This is a genomic window from Cobetia sp. Dlab-2-AX (assembly GCF_024124625.1).
GTDB lineage: Bacteria > Pseudomonadota > Gammaproteobacteria > Pseudomonadales > Halomonadaceae > Cobetia.
The window spans coordinates 138,104-159,729 of the sequence record NZ_JAMXRV010000002.1; the positions used below are offsets into that span (position 1 = coordinate 138,104).

The 21,626-nt window shown below is 60.3% G+C and carries 18 protein-coding genes; 6 read left to right on the forward strand and 12 right to left on the reverse strand.

Annotated elements, in window-relative coordinates; all coding sequences use genetic code 11:
- The first annotated feature begins 165 nt into the window (after positions 1-165).
- Positions 166-2,145, forward strand: coding sequence for a tripartite tricarboxylate transporter permease (locus NH396_RS03700; RefSeq protein ID WP_253061759.1), 1,980 nt, complete (start codon positions 166-168; stop codon positions 2,143-2,145).
- Between the two features lie 135 nt (positions 2,146-2,280).
- Here the strand turns inward: NH396_RS03700 and NH396_RS03705 are convergent, their stop codons facing one another.
- The gene (locus tag NH396_RS03705; RefSeq protein WP_253061761.1) at positions 2,281-3,345 is read right to left on the reverse strand and encodes an AraC family transcriptional regulator; all 1,065 of its coding nucleotides are present in this window, start codon (positions 3,343-3,345) and stop codon (positions 2,281-2,283) included.
- A 363-nt stretch (positions 3,346-3,708) separates the two neighbouring features.
- Here NH396_RS03705 and NH396_RS03710 point away from each other — a divergent pair, with 363 nt between their 5' ends.
- From NH396_RS03710 to NH396_RS03720, 3 genes are all read left to right on the forward strand, one after another.
- Positions 3,709-4,743 carry a CNNM domain-containing protein gene (locus tag NH396_RS03710; RefSeq protein ID WP_253061763.1) on the forward strand — a complete coding sequence of 345 codons (1,035 nt, stop codon included), beginning with the start codon at positions 3,709-3,711 and terminating at the stop codon, positions 4,741-4,743.
- Between the two features lie 251 nt (positions 4,744-4,994).
- On the forward strand, positions 4,995-5,840 hold the full coding sequence (locus tag NH396_RS03715) for an enoyl-CoA hydratase/isomerase family protein (protein ID WP_253061765.1): 846 nt from the start codon (positions 4,995-4,997) through the stop codon (positions 5,838-5,840).
- 93 nt (positions 5,841-5,933) lie between these two features.
- Positions 5,934-6,176, forward strand: coding sequence for a YdcH family protein (locus tag NH396_RS03720; protein WP_253061767.1), 243 nt, complete (start codon positions 5,934-5,936; stop codon positions 6,174-6,176).
- An 84-nt stretch (positions 6,177-6,260) separates the two neighbouring features.
- Here NH396_RS03720 and NH396_RS03725 read toward each other — a convergent pair whose 3' ends face one another.
- Positions 6,261-7,040: an NYN domain-containing protein gene (locus NH396_RS03725; protein ID WP_253061769.1), complete on the reverse strand. Its 780-nt coding sequence runs from the start codon at positions 7,038-7,040 to the stop codon at positions 6,261-6,263.
- A gap of 436 nt (positions 7,041-7,476) precedes the next feature.
- Here NH396_RS03725 and NH396_RS03730 point away from each other — a divergent pair, with 436 nt between their 5' ends.
- Entirely contained in the window at positions 7,477-8,676 is a 1,200-nt protein-coding gene (locus NH396_RS03730; RefSeq protein ID WP_253061771.1) for an oxidoreductase, read from the forward strand.
- A 133-nt stretch (positions 8,677-8,809) separates the two neighbouring features.
- Here NH396_RS03730 and arfA read toward each other — a convergent pair whose 3' ends face one another.
- The 7 genes from arfA to NH396_RS03765 form a co-directional block, all read right to left on the reverse strand.
- On the reverse strand, positions 8,810-8,989 hold the full coding sequence (gene arfA, locus NH396_RS03735; protein ID WP_253061773.1) for an alternative ribosome rescue factor ArfA: 180 nt from the start codon (positions 8,987-8,989) through the stop codon (positions 8,810-8,812).
- 137 nt (positions 8,990-9,126) lie between these two features.
- Entirely contained in the window at positions 9,127-9,783 is a 657-nt protein-coding gene (locus NH396_RS03740) for an HAD hydrolase-like protein (RefSeq protein WP_253061775.1), read from the reverse strand.
- Entirely contained in the window at positions 9,780-10,712 is a 933-nt protein-coding gene (locus NH396_RS03745; RefSeq protein WP_253061777.1) for a phosphodiesterase, read from the reverse strand. The genes NH396_RS03740 and NH396_RS03745 overlap by 4 nt, the downstream gene beginning before the upstream one ends.
- A gap of 100 nt (positions 10,713-10,812) precedes the next feature.
- A complete protein-coding gene (locus tag NH396_RS03750) occupies positions 10,813-12,144 on the reverse strand; it encodes an ABC transporter substrate-binding protein (RefSeq protein ID WP_253061779.1) in 1,332 nt (443 codons plus the stop codon).
- 84 nt (positions 12,145-12,228) lie between these two features.
- The gene (locus NH396_RS03755; RefSeq protein ID WP_253061781.1) at positions 12,229-13,140 is read right to left on the reverse strand and encodes a carbohydrate ABC transporter permease; all 912 of its coding nucleotides are present in this window, start codon (positions 13,138-13,140) and stop codon (positions 12,229-12,231) included.
- Between the two features lie 14 nt (positions 13,141-13,154).
- Positions 13,155-14,075: a sugar ABC transporter permease gene (locus tag NH396_RS03760; protein WP_253061783.1), complete on the reverse strand. Its 921-nt coding sequence runs from the start codon at positions 14,073-14,075 to the stop codon at positions 13,155-13,157.
- Positions 14,062-15,279, reverse strand: a complete 1,218-nt coding sequence (locus NH396_RS03765) for an ABC transporter ATP-binding protein (protein WP_253061785.1) — start codon at positions 15,277-15,279, stop codon at positions 14,062-14,064. The genes NH396_RS03760 and NH396_RS03765 overlap by 14 nt, the downstream gene beginning before the upstream one ends.
- Before the next feature lie 126 nt (positions 15,280-15,405).
- Here NH396_RS03765 and NH396_RS03770 point away from each other — a divergent pair, with 126 nt between their 5' ends.
- Positions 15,406-16,416 (forward strand): LacI family DNA-binding transcriptional regulator, encoded by a 1,011-nt coding sequence (locus tag NH396_RS03770; RefSeq protein ID WP_253061787.1) that lies wholly within the window; start codon positions 15,406-15,408, stop codon positions 16,414-16,416.
- A 118-nt stretch (positions 16,417-16,534) separates the two neighbouring features.
- Here the strand turns inward: NH396_RS03770 and NH396_RS03775 are convergent, their stop codons facing one another.
- The 3 genes from NH396_RS03775 to NH396_RS03785 form a co-directional block, all read right to left on the reverse strand.
- Positions 16,535-16,702: a hypothetical protein gene (locus NH396_RS03775; RefSeq protein ID WP_153635554.1), complete on the reverse strand. Its 168-nt coding sequence runs from the start codon at positions 16,700-16,702 to the stop codon at positions 16,535-16,537.
- 136 nt (positions 16,703-16,838) lie between these two features.
- Entirely contained in the window at positions 16,839-18,197 is a 1,359-nt protein-coding gene (locus NH396_RS03780) for an ammonium transporter (protein ID WP_253061789.1), read from the reverse strand.
- A 352-nt stretch (positions 18,198-18,549) separates the two neighbouring features.
- Positions 18,550-20,943, reverse strand: a complete 2,394-nt coding sequence (locus tag NH396_RS03785; protein ID WP_253061791.1) for an aminomethyltransferase family protein — start codon at positions 20,941-20,943, stop codon at positions 18,550-18,552.
- Positions 20,944-21,626 lie beyond the last annotated feature (683 nt).

The window sequence follows — 21,626 nt, forward strand, 5'->3', positions numbered from 1 at the left end:
CACACCCGTAACGGCCTGATCCCCGGGTGTGATGGGGACCCACTCACGGGGCTGCCGACCAGCAGCCCCGTGAGCCTTTCACTCCCTGCCTCACCATGCTCTCCCCGGCACCGCCTCTGAGTGTTAGAGAAGCATCTAGAGAAGAACAAGAGGTTGAGTAACGCCATGATCGACACTCTCCTGTCCAGCATTGGACACGTCTTCACGCTGACGCATCTGCTGTTCATGATGATCGGCATCTTCGTCGGCCTGCTGGTCGGTATCATTCCCGGCCTAGGCGGCATCGCCGGCATGGCCCTGCTGCTGCCCTTCCTTTATGGACTGGACCCGGGCTACGCCCTGGGCATGCTGATGGGCATGGTCGCGGTCATTCCTACCGGTGATACCTTCGCCTCTGTCCTGATGGGCATTCCCGGTTCCAGCGCGTCGCAAGCCACGGTGCTGGATGGCTTCCCGCTGGCCAAGAAGGGCCAGGCAGCCCGCGCGCTGACCAGTGCCTTCCTGTCTTCTCTGTGTGGTGGAGTGATCGGCGCCATCATCCTGACCGGCTTCATCCTCGTCGCACGCCCCCTCGTACTGGCCTTCTCGTCAGCCGAATTGTTCGTGTTGACCTTGCTGGGCCTGACGATGGTGGCGGTGTTGTCCGGCAAGAACCTGTTCAAGGGCACCGCAGCCTGCGGCCTCGGCCTGCTGGTCGGTGCCATCGGCGCCGCACCGGCGACCGGCGAGTACCGCATGAACCTGGATATCGACTATCTGTACGACGGCGTGCCACTGATCGTGCTGGGTCTGGGCATCTTCGCCCTGCCGGAAATCGTCGAGCTGCTGCTGGGACGTGGCAGTATCGCCAAGAACGGGAACACCGACCTGGGCAAGGGCTGGTCTGCCGGCATCAAGGATGTGGTCAAGAACAAGTGGCTGGTCGCGCGCTGTGCCGGTATCGGCAGCCTGATCGGGACCATTCCGGGTCTGGCGGGTTCCGTGGTCGACTGGATCACCTACGGCTTCGCGGTCAAGACCGCCAAGGACCCGAGCCAGTTCGGCAAGGGTGACATCCGCGGCGTCATCGCGCCGGAATCCGCCAACAATGCCTGCGCCTGCGGTGCCATGGTGCCGACACTGCTGTTCGGGGTGCCAGGCTCCGGCACGGCGGCGGTCTTCCTGGGTGGGCTGTTGCTGCTGGGTCTGGAACCCGGTGTGTCGATGATCACCACCAATCTGGACATGACCTACACCATCATCTGGTCACTGGCGCTGGCCAATATCCTGGGCGCGGGCCTGTGTCTGATGCTGGCGCGTCCGGTCGCGCAGCTGACGCGTGTGCCCTTCGCCATTCTGGCCCCTGCCATCACCGTGCTGATCCTGTTCGCTGCCTATCAGGCCAGCCGCTCGCTGGGTGACTGGGCCGCGCTGGGCATGATCGGCATGATCGGTGTGCTGTTCAAGAGTGCTGGCTGGTCGCGTCCGGCCTTCCTGATCGGCTTCGTGCTGGCCCCGGGTGCCGAGAACTACTTCTACCAGAGCATGCAGTTCCACGGCGCCGAAGCCTTCCTGCGTCCGGGCGTACTGATCATCCTCGGCCTGATCCTGCTGGCCTTCTTCCTGCCGGTGATCCGCAAGGCGATCATGCGTCGTCGCCAGACCCATGAAGTGGTCGAGACTGCGCCGTCGCCGGAAGAGGATGTGCTGGAATCGCGTGGCTTCGGTGGCGTCGACTTCCTGCTGCTGTTGATGATGGGCGCAGCCGCCCTGTGGGCTCTCTACGACGTCAAGGACCTGATGCCACTGGGCAAGGCCTTCCCGACGTTGGCCGCCTTCATCACGTTGCTCTCGGTGATCGCCGTGGTCTTCAATGGCTGGCGTCGTGGCATGATTCGCGTCCAGCAACCGGCCTTCAAGGCAGTGGGTGTGGTACTTGGCTTCTTCGGACTGATCGGTATCAGTGCGCTGCTGGGCTTCGTCTCCACCGCCGTGCTGTTCTGCCTGGGCTTCCAGCTCACCATTGCACGCAAGTCGCCGCTGTTCGCAGGACTCTTCGCGCTGGGCGTGGCAGTCTTCCTGCTCGGCATGCAGGCGGCAATGAACCTGTACTACCCGACAGGTTTGCTGGATGACGTGGTACTGCCGATGATTCCCTTCCTGTAAGACCAGCTTGCATCACCAGCAAGATGCAGCACTGAACCTTCGAGTACGACATACGCAAGCGGGCACCCATGAGGTGCCCGCTTGCGTATTGTGACAATCTCAAGCTCGCTTTCAGGTGCTCGTCACCATTGCGGCTCAATCGACGCGATGAAACCTGGCGCGGGCCTCCTGTGGCGACACCCCGAAATGACGCCGGAAGGCCGTGGCGAAGTTGCAGGCATGGGCATACCCCACTTGATGCGCCACCTGCTGAATGCTCACTCCACGTCGCAGAGCCTGCTCGGCACACCGCATGCGACACTCACGCTGATAACTGCCCAGCGACTGCCCGAAGGCCTGGCGAAACTTCTGGCGCAAGCCGGAGGGGCTCATGCAGGCCACCCGTGCCAGCTCCTCCAGCGAGTACGCGCCATGCGGCACGGCGGCAAGACGCTGGCGTACCGCCTCCAGGTGTCGACAGACGCTGTGGGGTCGCGATGGGGACACTAATGACGATGCGGGAGACGCCGGTACATCCTGCGCCTCACCAGCGCGGCGCTTGAGCGCCGCGCCCAACAACTGCAGCGCAATCCCCTGCCATTCCAGCATATCGCCCTCACAGGCGGTGAACGCCGGCGTATCGGAATCTCCTCGCGGTCCCTCACCATCAGGGGCTCTGACACGTTCATCCAGTTGCTGATGAAGCCAGCGCCCCGGTGTCCAGCCCAGCGGCTGAGAATGACGCGCGCACGGCAATGCATCCCAGTTCGCCAGACCCCGCCGCACCTGTAGGGACTGACTGGCCTCATCCTCCAGGTACAAACTGATACAACGCAGGCGGCCTTGAGGATGGTAGCTTTTCAGCGTCGCTGGTGCAGACTGCGTACTCGGCGGGCGGAAGATCCCCCCTTGCCCCGCGAACAAGTCGATCCCCACGCCGTCCAGGCCTGATAGCGTCAATCGTCCTTCCAGCACCAGGCAGAGATAGAGGCCCTCATGAAACTGATGCTGGCCGTGATAGGCGCGTGACACCTCTAGATCACACCGCGTCAGATGCGCGTCCCGCCAGGGATGCAGGTCATTCACCTGCCCCTCGCAATGCGGATATTTCGCTGCCCGCCAGCCTTGCCGCTCGCTGAGCGATGAAGGGCGCTGTTGAGGCGAGACCATGACGCGGCGAGTGGTCTGACTGTCGGCTATGTCTCCAAGTGGCTCTGCCATGTCGCTGCAAATCCCTGCATTGTGAATCCTGGTGAAGGCCTACCGCCTGCTGCGGGCCGCACTGACGGCTGAATTTACGCACGTTGCCACTCAGCGGCCATGCTCGGCCGCGGCTTGCGAATATAGCGGGCGCCACAAAATATAATGAATGTCGAAAGCAAAACAATCTCATTATCATCTAAAAATTAGTTCTTGTCTCATATAAAGTCTTGCCCACCTTCTGTACTTCTCGAGTCAACGGCACTTTTCCAGACAGACTGGCAAGCTTGGCCAGCAGGCAGAAAACTCTGCGATAATTCACGGGTTTGACAGTACTGCGTCGTATGTCACTAATAGATGCCTTTCCCCCTAGGAGCACGCCTCATGTTTCTGTTGATCCTGTTTGCTGCCGTCGCGATCGGCATCTCATTCATCTGCTCCGTGCTCGAGGCGGCGCTGCTGTCGCTCTCCCCCAGCTATGTGGCAAGCCTGAGAGACCAGCACCCCAAGCGCCACGCCGCACTGGCCAAGCTCAAGGACAATATCGACAAGCCGCTGGCCGCCATCCTGACGCTCAACACCATCGCGCATACCGTCGGTGCCACGGGGGTGGGCGCACAGGTATCGGTCGTCTTCGGGGAAGCCTGGGTCGGCGTGGCCTCGGCAGTGATGACGCTGCTGATCCTGGTGGCCTCGGAAATCATTCCCAAGACCATCGGTGCCACCTACTGGCGTCAGCTGTCGCCGATGCTGCCCGGCGTGCTCAATGTCATGGTCGTCGCGCTCAAGCCGCTGATCTGGCTATCGGAGTTGATCACCTCGCGCATTGGCAAGGATGCGCATGACATCGACGTACGTGGCGAGATCAAGGCATTGGCGCAGATGGGATTGGAGAAGAAGGCGCTGGAAAATGACGAACAGCGCGTCATCACCAACATCCTCAATCTGCATGAGATGAAGGTGCGTGACGTACTGACGCCACGCCCGGTCTGTCAGACGGTCAGCCCCGAGATGAGCGTGGCCGAATTCAATGACCAGCTGGCGACCTGGCCCTTCAGCCGCTACCCGGTGATGACCGCCGATGAACGCACGCTGGGCATGATCCACCGTGCCGACGCCCATCAGGCAGAGCCCACCACTCCCCTGAAGGACCTGATGCGCCCGATCAGCGAACTGCATGCCGAGGACAACGTCGAGCAGGCCTTCGGGCTGATGCAACGCGAGCGCCAGCACCTGTGCGTTGTCTATGACAACCTCGGTAACTGGCTGGGCGTGATCACGCTGGAAGATGTGATGGAAACGATTCTCGGCGAGGACATCATCGACGAGACGGACAACGTGGCCAATCTGCGCCGCTTCGCCCGCCAGCGCTGGACCAAGCGTATCGGCGCCAACCACGCCGAGAGCCACCAGGACTAGGATCTCTCTACTTTTCTGCCCCCTCCCTTTGAGGCGAGAGTCCCGCGAAGGTCGCTGCCAGCCACGACCATCGCGGGACTTTTTTATTGTCGTCGCTTGATACCGCCTGATAACCGACTGATTTCTCTTGAGAATGCCCAGTCTCAACCAATCGAATAATGTCTTTCCACACGTCTCTCGGTAATCAATCCCCCAGCTCGGTGCTAACGTTAGTCATACACGACGGGCAGTGAACGAACTGAGATAACATAATGATATACAAGAAATTTACGACGTTCCGTGCTGAACAGAAAGGCGCCATTCTGTATGTGACCTTCGATTATCCGCCGGTCAATATTCAGGACATTCCCATGCTGGCCGACCTGACCATGCTGTCGCAGAAGCTCGAGCGAGACAGCGACACCAAGGTGGTGGTCTTCCAGTCAGCGCATCCGGAGATCTTCATTGCCCACGCCGATGTGGACTTCCTCAAGGACATGTCGACGCATGCGGTCCACCAGAGCGAGGTCAAGCTGTTGGACCTGCAGGTGGTCCTCGAGCGCATCAGCCGCCTGCCCCAGGCGACCATCGCCAAGATCGAGGGTTTCGCCCGCGGGGGTGGTCACGAATTTGCCCTGGCATGTGACATGCGATTCGCCGCACGGGGCAAGGCCCGTTTCATGCAAATGGAAGTCGCGATGGGCATTCTGCCCTGCGGGGGCGGTGCCTCACGCATGGCACGTCAGGCAGGCCTTGGCAGAGCGCTGGAAATCATCCTCAGCGCCAAGGACTTCGATGCCGATCAGGCCGCCGAATACGGCACCATCAATCGTGCGCTGGACCCGCAGGAGATCGGCCCCTTCGTCGACTCGCTGGCCGAGCGAATCTCCTTGTGGCCATCAGCCGCCATCAACGCCTGCAAGCAGGCCATCTACGCCTCCATCGACAAGCCAATCGAAGATGCCTTGAAGGAAGAGGCCTATTGGCTCTATCAGGCCACCAGTCAGACCGCCGCCATCAAGCGCTTCCAGAATGCCTATGACAGCGATGTCGAGAACGACATGAACGCCCAGCGCAACTGGGATCAGATCGTGATCGATGTCCAGTCCATCGTCTGAGAATACGTCCTGCAACGTAAGCAAGGATGCCCTTTAGGGGAGTGGCAACACTCCCTCTTTTTGGATTCTTCCACCCTGTTCCGGAGCTACACCATGCATATCGATGACCACTCCCTGTGCAACGACTTCCCTCAGCAACGTGAACTCATTCTGCGCCTGATCAATGGCAATGAAGAATTCGCCCGCATCGCGGAAGCCTATACCCGGATAGATACCGAGATTCACGCCCTGGAAGTCGATGAATCACCGATCGGCGACGACGCCATGCACCAACTCAAGCACCAGCGCAGCCTGCTCAAGGATGGGCTGTACGAGCGAATGAGGGCGGCTGAGTAAAGCGACGACTGCTCATTATCTGGAAAGACCCGCAGATTGTTATCCATCGGCTTGTGTGACTGACTAGCTCTAGAGATTGCCTGATCAGCTGGCCTTTGCAGGCCGGCTAACCTTTTTTCGGATATAGAAATGCATACTTCCCCCTTTCACAGGCCTACGGCATACATCTAGATAATCCAGTTTCTGAATCATCGCTCCAAGCTTGCTGGCACCATGATCAGACGGTTTGAAGTCAGGCATCTTCTTCTTTAGATATCCACCAACTGCTGACAGGGGAGCCCAACCATCAACCTGTTGCAGTTCATTCACCGCATTCAGAATATGCGACCTCAACTGCCGCTGTGTCTTTGTCGGCTTGACGAGCGCTACCGGCTCAGCGGCCGGTTTGCTGACTGGCATGGCCGGGACAGGCTTCTCAGCTACCTTTCGCAGTCCTTCGCTGTAGATGAACGTGTCACACGCAGACACGAATGGCTGAGGCGTCTTGTCTTCGCCGAAGCCATACACCAGCATGCCGCTCTCTCTCAAACGAGCCGCGAGGCGCGTAAAGTCGCTGTCCGAAGAGATAAGGCAGAACCCCTCCACGTTCCCCGAGTACAGCAAGTCCATGGCATCGATGATCAACGCAGAGTCAGTTGCATTCTTGCCCTGGGTATAGCTGAACTGCTGAACCGGATGAATGGCATGACGCAGAAGATGCTCTTTCCATGGCGCAAGATTCGGCGTCGTCCAGTCTCCGTAAGCCCGCTTGATGGTGCTGACCCCCAGCTTTGAAATCTCTGCCAGCAGCGCTTCGCAGATAGCAGCCTGCGCATTGTCAGCATCAATAAGTACCGCCAATCTATTGCGTCCTATCTGTGACATGTATCACTCCATGATGTACGTCACTGAAATCCTGTTATCTCTCCTGGAGATAATATGTCATGTAATGACCCTGATGATCACCAGATACGTCATGGTCTTGGCAATTGCCTTCTAGCCGGTTTCAAAGCCCTCTATCAAGGCATCCATCAGCCCCCTCACTCGCCGAGGAAGAATCTGCGTCTCCGGGCGGACGATGTAGATGCTGGTATCTGCGCTGCCCCACGTATATCTTCCAGCAGCGGGATCAAGCGTCCGGAAGCTAGGTCATCGGCGATCAGGTACTACGGCAGACAGGCAATGCCGCGGCTGCCCAGACAGGCGGCGTGCAGGGTTTCCAGAGAATTGGAGAGGAATCCACAGTTCCTGAAATGTCAGGTTCAGTGCCACATTCTGTATCAGGTAAAGTGCCCAACCCATGCAAAAAGAGACATCTCCCATGCCAGATCAGCCGACAGCCTCCGCCCTGTTCACGCCCTTCACGTTGCCAAGCGGCCGGGTGCTCGCCAACCGAATCGTCAAGGCGGCGATGTCAGATTCTCTCGGCGATGGCACGGGACACCCCAGCGAGGCACAGCTGCGCCTTTACGAGCGCTGGGCAGAGGGTGGCGTGGCGGCGTCGCTGGTCGGTGAGGTACAGCCTGACCACCAGCATGCCGAGAAACCGGGCAACCTGGTGCTCAACGCGCAGTCCGATCTCGCAGCCTTCACGCAACTGGCCCAGCGCGGTCAACAGCACGGTGCAGACCTCTGGCTGCAGCTCGGCCACGCCGGTGCGATGGCCTACCCACCGACCAGCACGGCGCACGGCCCCAGTGCCCTGGATATTCCCGGGCTACGTTGCGAGGCCTTGAGCCTGGAGGCCATCAAGGCACTACCTGGCGCCATGGCAACGACGGCGCGCCTGGCCCGTGACGCCGGGTTTGGCGGAGTACAGGTGCATGCGGCACACGGCTTCCTGCTCAGCCAGTTTCTGTCTCCCCTCTTCAATCAGCGCACGGATGACTACGGCGGCAGCCTCGACAACCGCATGCGCCTGATGCGTGAGGTGATCCTTGCCGTGCGCGAGGCCGTCGGCCACGACTTCCCGGTCATGGTGAAGCTCAACTCCAGTGATCAACTGCAAGGCGGTTTCGAGGAAGCCGAAGCGCTGCAGGTGATAGCAGCGCTCGATGAACTGCCCATTGATCTGATCGACATCAGTGGCGGTACCTACTTCCCCGGCGCCAGCTCCGCGTCAGATGCCAGTGCCAGCGGCCCCTACTTCGTCGAATTCGCCAAGCGTGCACGCGAGATGACGACCCTGCCCCTGATGGCAACCGGCGGCTTCAAGACACTCGCCCAGGCCGAAGACGCCGTGGTACAGGGAACCGTCGACCTTGTCGGCCTGGCCCGCCCGTTGGCGCTACACCCGTCACTGCCCGCCCTCTGGCAGGCCGGAGAATGCCCCGCACCAGAATTTCCGCGTTTCAGCGCGCCGCCGGAAGGCGGGGTGACAGCCTGGTATACCTTGCGCCTGACGCAGCTGGGTGAGGATCGTGAGCATGAATCACTGGGCGAACTGGAGACGGTGCTGGCCGACTATGAAGCCCGCGACGCCGCGCGCGCCGACACCTGGAATGCGCACTTCTCGAGCTGAGTCGCTCTCAGTAGGTCAGACGAAAAAATAGAACAGACGCAAAACGCCGCAGCGCTGACGCTGCGGCGTTCATGTTTCAGTCCCTTGCAGAGATGCAAGTCAGGTCGTGGGAAACCACACCAATGAAGCGTCTTCAGGCAGCGTTGTGCACACTGACTGAAGGCGCTTCACTGCCGCCCCTGTTTCCCTGCGACTTGCCTTGGCGCTGATAGCTGCCCTTGCCTTTGCGCGCCTTGACCACGCGTTGCTTGAACATCGGGGTACGCAGCATCGCCTTGAGCGCGTTGTCCCGCACCTTTCGCTTGTGGGTCATCGTGATGATCTCCTGTCGTCGATGAATCAACACCGCGACTATAGACCTCGCCAAGCACAAATCAATCCTTGGCGAGGGGCGGAGCACTGAAAATGCAGCGTCGCCAACTCAACGCCATGGGTCGTGTTTCCAGCGACTCAAACGTGAGTCAATGACGGGGTTATGCTCGGGTCACTCAGCATCATCAGCGCCTGAGGCTGCGTGATGACCCGCTCCGGCGCCATGCTGGCCAGGCGCTCGGGGCTCTGCCATCCCCAGCTGACCGCAGCGGCACGACACCCTGCCTCCTGCGCAGCGCGAATGTCGCTGACGGCGTCGCCTACCATCCAGCTGCGCTCCATCGCCACTTGCGGCGCTGCCAGCAGTCGCGCCAGCTTGGCCCCCTTGCTGCCCGTGATCTCACCGCCCAGCACCTGTGACACGCAGTCCGACAGGCCGGCGGCGGCCAGCGTGGCACGAATCATCTCACTGTGATTGGCCGACAACACCATGACGTCACCCTGCTCGGCGAGTGCCGACAAGGCCTCGCGCATGCCAGTGAAGACCGCCGGCGGCGTCGCCTGGCGGGTGTAGGCAAAGACATGCGCGGCAAAGCGCGCGACGGCCTCGCCCGTGAAGCCCTGCACACGCGCCATCTCCTCGAAGGTCACGTTGTCCAGCGACTCCCAGCTACCGCGTTCCAGCACGATCGTCCGCCCTTCCAGGTGCGCCGCATGTTCACAGGCCTTGAGGCACAGTGTCAGGCTGTCGGCAATCACACCATCAAAATCAAAGACATATAACGCCTTGTTCATTCTTTTGCTGCCTCAGCTGCCTGCAAGGTATTGCTCAACGGCTCGCGCTCGCGAGTCGGAATCCACTCATCGCGCTGCAGAGCGATCAATTCATCAAGCGCCTCCAGCGACTGGGCGGCCTCGAGCGTGTCGTGGAAGAAATAGCGGCGACTGTCATCCATGTAGAGATGCAGGTGATTGACGATCTGCTCCTCGCCTATCATCAGCACGCCATAGGCCGGAGGCTCATGACTGCCGGCGAGACAATCCGCCGCGGAGACCAGATCCAGCCCGACCTGGTGATTGACGCCCGGCAGGGTCGAGAACGAGAGCCCTCGCCAGACACCGCTGGCCGGACGATGCACATGCCCGAACAGCAAGTGCTCGACGTTGCCATACCGCTGGATCACGTCATGCAGCGCCTGTGAATTCTGCAAGCGGATGTCGTCCATGTAACGGATGCCGAGGGCCATGGGCGGATGATGCAGCGCCAGCAGGATACGGCGATCGTGATGCGCGGCCAGACAGGTATCCAGCCACGCCAGGCGAGACTCACACAGCAGACCGCCATGCTCCCCCGCGACAGCCGAATCAAGCATCACCAGCACGCAATCATCGGTGTCGGGGCCGAAGGCATGCGCATACTGCACGAAGCCTCCGTCATCACAGGGAAGCTCCGGGAAGGCGGCCTGCAGTGTCTCACGCGCATCGTGATTGCCCATGCCGAGGAAATACGGCATCGACAGTTCTTCCAGCACCTCACGCAGTGCCTGGAAGGCGGCCGGCTCACCGCGATCGGTCAGGTCACCGCTGATGATCACGCCCTGAGCATCGCCGTGGTGCAGATTGATATCAGCGACGGCAGCCGCCAGCCGTGCACGTGGGTCCAGCCCGTAAAGTCGCTTGTCAGGAGCGACCAGATGGGTGTCGGTCAGATGAATCAGTTTCATGTCACATGACTCCAGAGACTAAGTTCAGCAAGGGACCAGGGCATCATGCTGGTCGATACCCTGGCATTCCACTCAACAGGCAGGCAATTCAGTGAGCCACTCAATGCGGCAACAGTGCCTGCACCTCTTCTGCCATCTCTGCCAGCACCGCATCACTTTCCCCGGCGCGCTTGCCGGTCACGATGCTTTCCATGTGATTCTTGATGATGTCCGTAATTTTGAGACCATTGGCCCCGGGGAAGGCATACCAGGGTCGCATCAGCGGCAGCTGCTGGACCATCACCGCTCGGTTGGGGTGACGCGTATAGAAGTCGCTCAACTGCTCTTCATTGACCTTCTGGTTCGGCGGCGCATAGCCGGTCTCTTCAGCGACGATGATCGCCCCCTCCCCCTGAGTCGCAAATTTCATGAAGCGCCAGGCGGCCTGCTGCTTGTCAGCATCACGCGCCAACATCACCATCGCCGTGCCACCGGCCGGCAGGCCGCCCTGCGACTGAACCCCCGGGAAAGGCCCGGTCTTGAGGGTGAACTTGTCACCAATCTGGTCACTCAGGCTCTGCAGACTGCCGACAGAGGTAATCAGGATGCCCGTATTGCCAGCCGCGAAGGAGGCATACGCAGACTGCCACCCCATGTTGCTCATGCCGGCGTCGGTGACCATCCGCGACAATGTCTTGAGCGCGAAGCGACCGGAGTCATCATTGAAGGCAACCTCCTGCTCGCCATTGCGGGTCATCTGACCGCCGCGCGCAAAGACCGGCGCCTGGAACAGCCAGTTACCCGTGATATCCCATTCGTAGTACAGGCCATTGCTGGCCTCAGGTAACGCGCGAATGTCGCTGGCGACCTTCAGCACCTCATCCCAGTCACCTGGCAATGCATCGCCCTGCCAGCCGGCCTTCTCCATAAGCTCCGTGTTGTAGTAGGCAATCGGCAGTGACACGGCATACGGCAGACTGTAGACACCACCATCGAAACGGCCCAGATCCAACATCGGCCCGCGATAACCTGCCGCTGCGAAATCAGTCTCACTTTCGATGAAGGCCGTGAGATCAACGGCAATCTCTCGACTCGCCAGCGAACGCACCTGATTCAGCCCTTGTAACGAGATATCAGGCATACGCTTGATGATCGACTCGCGCATCACCTTCTGACTGCCCTCTTCGTAGCTTTCATACGGCGCACGATAGCGGATGCTGATGTCGGGATTGGCCTGCTCGAACTCAGTTTTGAGGCGCTCCATGGCCGGGTTGAACGTCGAACCATAGGCATACTGCACAACCAGCTCGACCGATTCGTCGCCAGCCTGTGCCGGAGCAATGAATGCCGAACTGAGCAACGCCACGCGACTCAACGCCAGACCAGTTCGCAGGGGCAATGCTGAAGCCGTCTTCAGGGCAGACTTCGTGAGACTCAACGTGGGGCTTTTCATCTAAAACTCCAAAGTGTGATGCGGTTCAGAGACAGGTAGAACAACGTGTGCAAAGCAGGTTCATTCAACGTCGCGTGATGCGCGCTATTTCATTCCGCTCATCGAGATACCTTCGATAAAGCGCCGCTGGGCAAGCAGGAAAGCCGCCATCAATGGCACGACTACCAGCGTTGCCGCTGCCATCAGAGCGCCGTAATCAGTGCCTGATTCCGCATTGCGGAAGTCGACCACGCCGAGCGTCGGGGTATAAAACTCCTGACTGTTGAGCACGATCAGCGGCCAGAAATAATCATTCCAGTGAGCGACCACCGAGAAGATGCCAAAGGACACCACCGCCGGAATCGCATTGGGAAAGACCACGCACCAGACGATGCGCCATTCGCTCATGCCATCCATGCGAGCGGCATCGATCAGCTCATCCGGGATACCGACGAAGAACTGACGCAGCAGGAAGATGCCGAACACTGACAGCGAGAACGGCAACACCAATGACCAGAAGCTGTCGAGCAGCCCCAGATAGTGCAATTCCAGATACCAGGGGATTGCCACAGCCTGGGTGGGCACCATCAGGCACAGCAGCACGGAGGCAAAAAAGCTCTTGCGACCGGGGAAATCGAGTTTTGCCAGCGCATAGGCTGCCGGCACCGAGACCACCACCTGAATGACGAAGATCGCGACCACGACCATTGCGCCGGTGCCCATGTAACCGAGCAGGGATGATTCCGTCAGCGCCTTGGTATAGTTGTCGACCAATGCCCAGTTTTCGGGCAGCCAACGCAACTGGTTGGTGAATATCTCATCAGCAGGTTTGAAGGAGGTCAGCAGCATCCATACGAAAGGCAACAGCATCACCAACGCCAGACTGATCAGCAGCGTATGGCGCAGCAACGTGCCCAATATCATCGGCCAATCGACAGCGACGCGAGCAGGCTGAGCCACCGCACTGGCAACGTGCTGATGTGCCGTTGAAGGAGAATTCAGGGGGGTCATTTGCATGGGGGTCACCATCTTCACGAGTAGTGCACTCGCTTTTCCAGGAAGCGTGTCTTGAGCAATGTGATCAGCATCACTGCCCCGAGGAAGACAACCGTCATGGCGGCGGCATAGCCGGTGCGGAAGAACTCGAAGCCTTCGCGATAAAGTGTCAGCAGCAATACCTCGGTGGTATGACTCGGCCCGCCCTGAGTCAGAATCTGCACCGTATCGAACACCTGAAATGCATTGATTGCCGTCATCACCACCACGAACAGCGTGACCGGCCCCAGCAATGGCCAGGTGATCCGTCTGAAGCGCGAGAATCCGCGGGGTATTCCATCGATATCGGCAGCCTCATAGAGCGTGCGCGGCACCGCCGTCAGACCGGCCATGAACAGCACCATGTTGAAACCCGCCTGATGCCAGATGCCGATCACGCACAGCGCCACCAGTGCCCAGTCTTCATCGCGCAACCAGCTACGTGGTTCGCCACCCACCATCATCAAGAGCTGATTGATCAACCCGAATTCGGGATGCAGCAGGAATTCCCACACGATGGTCATCGCCACCAACGAGGCCATCACTGGCAGGAAGAAAAGGGTGCGATAGATCGCCTTGCCTCGTGTACAGCCTTCAATCAACAGCGCCAGCAGAAGTCCCAGACCCACCGCGCCGACCATCACCACCAGCACATAGACGGCGGTATTGCGCACCGCTTGCCAGAAGACATCATCGGCTGCCAGCTGGCGATAATTGTCGAGGCCGACCCAGCCCATCGCCGGCATGCCCAGCTGCCAGTCGCTGAACGAAAGCAGCGTGATAGCCAACAGCGGCCCGATCAATAACACCAGCATCAGCAGCATGGCCGGCCCGCTCAGCGCCAGTCCCCAGAGCGCCTCTGCTCTATCCCCCCAGTGACGACTTAGGTAGCGCTGCATTGCGTCAGGCAAAGCCATGCTTCACCTCCCCACCCATCAAGGTACTGAGACTCATGGCGCTGGAGGCTTTCGCGGAACTGTCATCCGCTTGCGGTTGATCGATACGCAGCCCCAGGTGGTCGAAGATATGCAGTGCATCCGCGGCGATCCTGACACCCAGTGGCTGCCCGATTGTCAGCTCGCGACCCTCCTGTGGCGTCGCCCGAACGCTAAGCACCTGGCCGTTTTCGCAGCTCATCTGCACCAGAACCTCGGCTCCCAGGTTTTCCATGTAACTCACCTGCCCCTGCACATGTCCCTTGCCAGCAGGCACGCAGCTCAGTCCTTCCGGCCGCACGGCCAGTGTCACGTGAGTGCCTTTGGCCACTGGTAACCAGCAGCCCAGCGGCGCACTTTGCGTGATGTCACTCAGACACAGCCGTCCATCAAGCGCGACGGTGGCTTGCAGTTCATTGATCGCTGGCGTGCCGATGAAGCGCGCGACGCGAATATCGGCCGGACGCCGGTACAGCTCATCCGGACTCGCGACCTGCACCAACGCTCCCTCCATCAGCACCGCAACCCGGTCTGACATCGTCATGGCCTCGACCTGGTCGTGGGTGACATAGATGAAGGTACTGCCCAGCGCGCGATGCATCTGCACCAGCTCCTGACGCATGCGTACCCGCAGGCTGGCATCCAGGTTCGATAGCGGCTCATCCATCAGGAAGGCGCGTGGCTTGCGTACCATCGCGCGACCCAATGCGACGCGCTGGCGCTGCCCTCCTGAAAGCTGGCCGGGCTTGCGCGATAGCAACGATGTGATTTGGAGATTCTCCGCAACTTGCAGGACCTGAGCACGAATCTCGGCTTCACGCCTTGAGGCTCCCGGCAGATGACGCCCGACTAGCGGCAACCTATGTAATCGATTACATCGCATACGCAGCGGCATGGCGATATTGTCGAAGACACTCAAGTGCGGGTAGAGCGCGTAGGACTGGAATACCATTGCCAGATCGCGTTCAGCAGGCTTGAGGTGCAACGCTGGCTCGCCATCGATGGTCATCTCACCAGCACTATGTTGCTCGAGGCCCGCGATGGTGCGCAGCAAGGTAGATTTTCCGCAACCGGACGCGCCTACCAGGCTGATGAATTCACCGTCACGCACGCTCAGGTCGATGCCCTTGAGGATTCTCTGCTCCCCGTAGTGCTTCTCGAGCGCTTTCAATTCAATGGACGCCATTGCCATCATCTCCGCAATAAAAAGAGGAATTGCGCTTATGTAATCGATTACATAACATGGTTGTCATTATTGACGCGTAAAGTGACAGCCATGTGACGGTGAGATAACACTTAGGAAAAACATGACATGAAACGACGTGCGACCATTGCTCAAGTCGCCAAGGAGGCCGGTGTCTCCACTGCGACAGTCTCCCGACATCTCAATCAGACCGCACTGGTCAACGACGATACCGCTGAGCGGATCCGTGCTGCCATCGAGAAGCTGAGCTATATCCCGAGCTTCGTCGGTAAGTCGCTCAAGGAAAATCGCTCACGCACCATCGGCGTGGTCATCCCCAGCATCATTCCGCAGAGCTACTCCTGGGCGGTCGAGAGCCTGCAGCGTGCCTGTCGTGCGCGCGGATATGCCGCGCTAGTGATGACGACGGCCTATGAGCCAGCCGATGAAAGGCTCGCCCTCGAGACACTGATCGCACGTGGTGTGGACGGGCTGGTCGTCAATCTCGGTTCTTCGCACCTGGAGGAGCATCTGGCTCTGCTCGAGAGACTGGAAGTACCCTTCGTGCTGCTATTCAATGAAGAGGAACACAGCCAGCACCCTTTCGTGGCAGCAGAAAACCGTCTTGCAATGCAACAGCTCGTCGAGCATGTGATTGCTCTTGGACATCAGCGCATCACGCTTCTGGCTGGCGACTTCAAGGACGCCCAGCGCTATGCCTTGCGCGCGCAAGGCTACCGTGAAGCCATGACGGCGGCGGGGCTGGCGCAACACATCGACGTCAAGGAGCTCCCCCTGTCCCTCAAGGGCAGCGAGGCACTGGTCACAGAGCTTTTGAAGACCCCGCAGCGTCCCAGCGTACTGCTGACGACACACAACTCCCTCGCCTTTCATGTGCTTGGACTTCTTCACCGCCATGGAATCCAGGTACCCGCCGAGATATCGCTTGCCACCTTCAATGGCCATGATATCGCGCAGATACTCTCCCCCTCGCTGTGCTCCATCGAGCAACCCTTCGATGCCATGGGCAAGGCTGCCGTGGATATCGTGCTCGGCATGATCGAAGGCGAAAGCCGCGATATTCAGCAACGCTTCTCCTGCACGCTGCAAGGCGGCCAGAGCCTGGGCAACGGTCACTGAAACGCCATGCATGACAACGGTGCCGTACAACGAAAAACGCCGCAGCGCTGAGCGCTGCGGCGTTTTTGATATGTCGTTGGCAAGCACCGTTGGCAAGCACAGAGTGCTCACCTCAAGGTCACGGCGTCTTCTTGCTCTCGAAAGACGCTTTCTCGTGGCGCAGGATGTTGGCGCTCAGCGCAATGCAGACGCCAGCGGCAACCAGCAGGCACACCGCCACGGCACCAGAGTTGCTGAAGAAGAAGGCGTAGTTGCCAGCGTGTACCACAGTATCGACAGTTTCCATTGCAAGACTCCTTGCGAAAGCGGATATCGGTTGGGTCTACCAGTACTGCAATAACGGGGCCAGTCCCCACTTATCTCGACATCATCTCGACAGACTGGCCCCTTCAGGATGTGCGCCGAGGCTCAGCTACCAGGGCTCAGCTGATGTCCGGGCGCTTGTCCATCGGCGCTGCCACCACCCCACCGGAACGTGCCGGCACACTCGAAGATGACTCAGTTGCCATACTCTCCGGGTAGGCCTTGGCCGGGACTTCGAACAGGTCCAGCCCCAGTACCTCGACATGCGGCGGTACGCGCAGCAGGTTGAACTTCTTGAGCAGATAGGCCACGCCCCAGCCCGGAATGAAGCCCGTCAGTGCCATCACCACCGCGCCGGTCAGCTGGCCGGTGAAAGAAACGTCCGGCACGCCTTCGCCGACATTCGGGAAGCCGGCCGCGAAGATGCCCACCAGTACCACGCCGTAGAAGCCGCAGAAGCCATGCACCGCGAAGGCGCCGACGGAGTCATCCAGGCCACGCTTCTCGAGCAGTGCGCCTATCTTCGGCATCAGGGCGCCACCGGTGACCGCCAGCACGAAGGCCAGGCCCGGGTTATAGAGATCCAGCCCCGCCGCGACGGTGATGATGCCGCCCAGCGCACCGGACATGGTCCAGAACGGGTCACGCGAGGACAGATAGGCACCGATCACGCCGCCACCGAAGCCCATCAGGGTATTGAAGGCGAAGGCAGAAAGGTTGGTGCGATTGCCGTAGATGGTGGTCCAGCCGATGTCACCGGTGTTGAAGATGATGCAACCGCCGAGGAAGCCGAAGAAACCGACGATGATCAGCATCAGGCCGATCAACGTCATCGGCATGTTGTGCGGCGCGATCACCTGCGGCTTGCCATCGTCACTGTACTTGCCGATGCGCGCGCCCAGATTGAGCAGCACGCCCAGCGCGAAGAAGCCGGCCACGGCGTGCACCACACCGGCGGCGCCGACATCGTGGTAGCCCAGCTTGTGCAGCATCCAGCCATCCGGATGCCAGCCCCAGGCGCCCGCCATGATCCAGACACCGGCGCCGAGAATCACCGCCAGAATCAGGAAGGCCCCCAAGCGGATGCGTTCGATCACCGCCCCCGACAGGATGGAGCCGGTGGTCGCGCCGAACAGCGCAAAGGCGGCGAAGAAGATGCCGGTGCCCATGTCATCGGCGTCCGGACGCATGCTCGCGCTCCACGGCAGAGCGGCGGACGCTTCGATGGGGATCAGCCCGTTGGGGAAGGCGTTGTAGATCCACCAGCCCACGAAATAGAAGGCGGGGATGATCGAGGCCAGCGTCAGTACGTTCTTCATGCCGGATGCCAAGGCATTCTTGGAACGCGAGGCACCGATCTCATAGGCCAGAAAACCTGCATGGATCAGGAACATGATGGCGGTACACCACCAATAGAACACCTCGATGTTCATCGCCTGATGCATATCCAATATGCTTTGCAACGTCTTTTCATCCATCGTCTTTTCTCCTTTACCGGAGCCTGTGGATCAGCGCGCTTCACTGTGCAAGCGGCACTGCCCGTCCGGGGGTTGTTGTTGTTTTTCAAGGGGACCTGCTGGATAAAGCAAGCGACATGCCAGATGACCCTGATTGGCCACCCTCAGCAATTCGTTGTTTTTACTGACACATTCTTGAAACCGAGGACTTCTCTTCAGATATGAAGCCCGCAAAGCCTTCCCTGCGAGGAGGATGGGCGTTATTGAGGCATGCCGGCCACGGCATGCACCGTGAGATGACTTGCAGGGCGCTGCATATACGCAAGTCATTGCTCGCGACTCACCTCTCATGCTTCCCCTCCTGGCAGTGGGATCAGCTACGCACCTTGAGGCGCTCCGGGTCATGGAATGGCAATGTCACCACCTCGGCGGCGAGGCGCTTCTGATGGCCATCCAGCTGGCCGATTTCGAGCTGGGTTCCCGGGCTTGCGAAGTCCGGTGCCAGGCGGCACATCGCGATGGAGCGATCGAGCAGCGGCGACTGGGTGGCACTGGTGACCACGCCCACCGGATAGCGGCCGTGATAGACGAGATCGCCGTGGCTGACCAACTCGCTGCTGTGCATCTTCAGACCCATCACGCGATGCCGTGATTCCGGCGCCTCGCGTTGCAGCGCTGCCCGCCCGACGAAATCATCCTCCTTGCTCTTCATGGGCACGGTGAAGCCGATACCCGCTTCATAGGGGGAGGTCTGCGGACAGAATTCATGGCCGGCGAAGATCAGCCCCGCTTCGATTCTCAGCATGTCCAGGGCATCCAGTCCCAGCGGCGCGATGCCATGCGGCTCACCCGCCGCCCACATCGCCTCCCACACGGCCGGGGCGTCCTTGGGATGACACCAGACTTCATAGCCGAGCTCACCGGTATAGCCGGTGCGCGACACCATCAGCGGGATGCCATCCGGTCCCGACAGGCGACCGATCATGAAGCGGAACCAGCCCAGCGTTTCCACCTCCGGCTGGGTGCGCGCATTCCAGATCAACGGCGCCAGCACCTCACGACTCTTCGGTCCCTGCAGCGCGATGTTGTGCAGCTGATGGGTGGAGTCACGCACCGTGACGCGATAGCCCTGGCGCGCGGCGAGATCTCGCAGCCACTGGCCGCTGGCCGGGTCACCACAGATCCAGCGGAAGGTCTGCTCGCCCATGCGGAACAAGGTGCCGTCATCGAGCATTCCACCGGTTTCCTGACACATGGCCGAGTACACCACCTCACCGATGGAAAGCCGGCGCACATTGCGGGTCAGTGCGTACTGAAGCAGACGTTCGGCGTCCGGTCCGGCGACCTCGAACTTGCGCAGTGCCGAGAGATCCATCATCGCGACCCGTTCACGGCAGGCCAGATACTCGGCCCGCGCGCCCCACCCTTCATAATGGGTGGCCAGCCAGTAGCCGTGGTAGTCGATGAACTGCTTGGTCAAGGCGGACGTGCAGGGATGGAAGGCGGTGGGCAGTGTCATGCGCGGCAATTCCTCGGGCCGGTTGCGATAGGCGATACCGCGGGGGAAGTCATGTTTAGCGGCGTAGATACGCACATGGATATCGGTCGGCACCCAGCCATTCGCGGCGTCGATGTCGTCCGGGCAGGCCGATGAGGCACAGATGAGGTCACGGTCGGCGCGCAAAAGCACATAGTCACCTGGGCGCGACCAGGGCTCATCCACCGCCAGGGTGCCGCAGGGCTCGACATAGGCATTGAAGAAGAAGTTGATCGCCGGCCAGCTGGCACGCTGCCGAATGCCATGCGACTTGGATAGGCCGTTGTTGAAGTTGATCGTGCAGCTATCGTGACCGAAGTAGCCGTGGTGTTCGTAGTACTGCGGCGAACAGGCGAGCATGAAGCTGTCATGGCGCCCTACCGTGTCTTGCACCACTTCCAGCATCGGATGCATGTGCTGATCAAAGAACACCGAGTAAAGCCCCGGATTGGGCATGCAGTACCCGGACAGACTGCGCGTGGCGCCGCCATCCAGCCCCAGCTCCTCGCCCTGTGCCCAGGCATTGGCATCGAAGGCCACGAAGTCGGAACACTGACGACCCGCCACGTCGATGATCTGGATCCACTCGCCCTGCTTGACCTCATAGACCTCGACCGTGCCCGCCGCGACTCGCCGCTCCTGCTTGATCGGCGCTAGGGGGACGGGTAACTGCTCCTGATCGGGCACGCTCTGGAAGTGCGCGACCTCAAGCTCGGTGGCCAGATGCTCACCATCGATCGACATGTCATCACCGGGGGCCAACAGAATCAGGCGCGCGGCAGGCGCTTCCAGCGGCCAGCGAATCTCGGCCGGCAATCCGGCAACTGACAAGCGCTGCCACTGCGACAGGGGCACCTGCGCGACTCCCAGCGCTGCCAGACACTGCTGGGTGAAAGGGCTTCGTGGCTGCTCGGCCTTGGCTGCTCCGCCCTCTTGCGGATGGCTGGCGAAGGCATGTTCTTCCAGACAGGAGATGCTGGCGTAGCGCGCGAGTGTCAGCCCATCACCTGCGCCTGCCTTCGGGGCCTCTCCCTGCCTGTCCTCTGACGACAACAGCAGCCACTCGCAGGCCTGGGCACCATCGACGGATGACACCTGCACGCGGTCTCCCGGTGACAGCTCCAGCGCCAGCGCATCCAGCCCGGGTATTCGATAACGATACGGCTGGCACGGTGTGGCAGCGGGTATCTCGACTGCAAGCTCCATCGTGGTGATACCTCTAGTTGTCATGGCAAGTAGGTTCGGCGTTGCACACGTGATGGGGTAAGCAGCTCCCCGATGTACTCGGATGGTGCATGCCCCCTTCTGTAACGCACCACGTTCTTCATGGTTAATTAAATTTACTCACAGTGGAGATACCGACAATCCATCAAGAGAGGTACCCATGAAGGGGTAATCCATTCACTGGCATGAAGCTTGCTGGTGTGACATCTGAATCATGGCGCGTCGCAGGGGCGGCGAAACGACAGAGGAACTCGCATGGCACTCAGTCTCGGCGCATCGAAAGCAGGCAAGGCGTCTGCGTTGCAAGGGATAGCCCATCGCCTTGATGTCCAGCGCGCACGGGGCTGTCCCACCGGTGTGGAGGCTCCCGTTCGCCCTGCTGCCACCCCGCCGCCTGATCTGCATGACAAAGAGCATTGCGATGCCATCACCTTGCACATCGCGACCTGCGCTGATCTCAAGGAGGCGTTGCCATCCGTGCTGAGAGATCTGCTGGACAGGCTGAACGGCTATCCAGCAAGCGGTGCGGACCACTTCGCGACTGGCGAGCTCTGTGTCATGCATCGCGCCCCCGCTCAGGCGACCCATGAGGTGATTTCCCCTCCCGGCCTCGCCCTGCCAGCCGCGACGCGTCAGAGATTGCAGCAAGCCGTCAGGGGTATAGGGCGCGATCCAGGCGCCCGACAGCA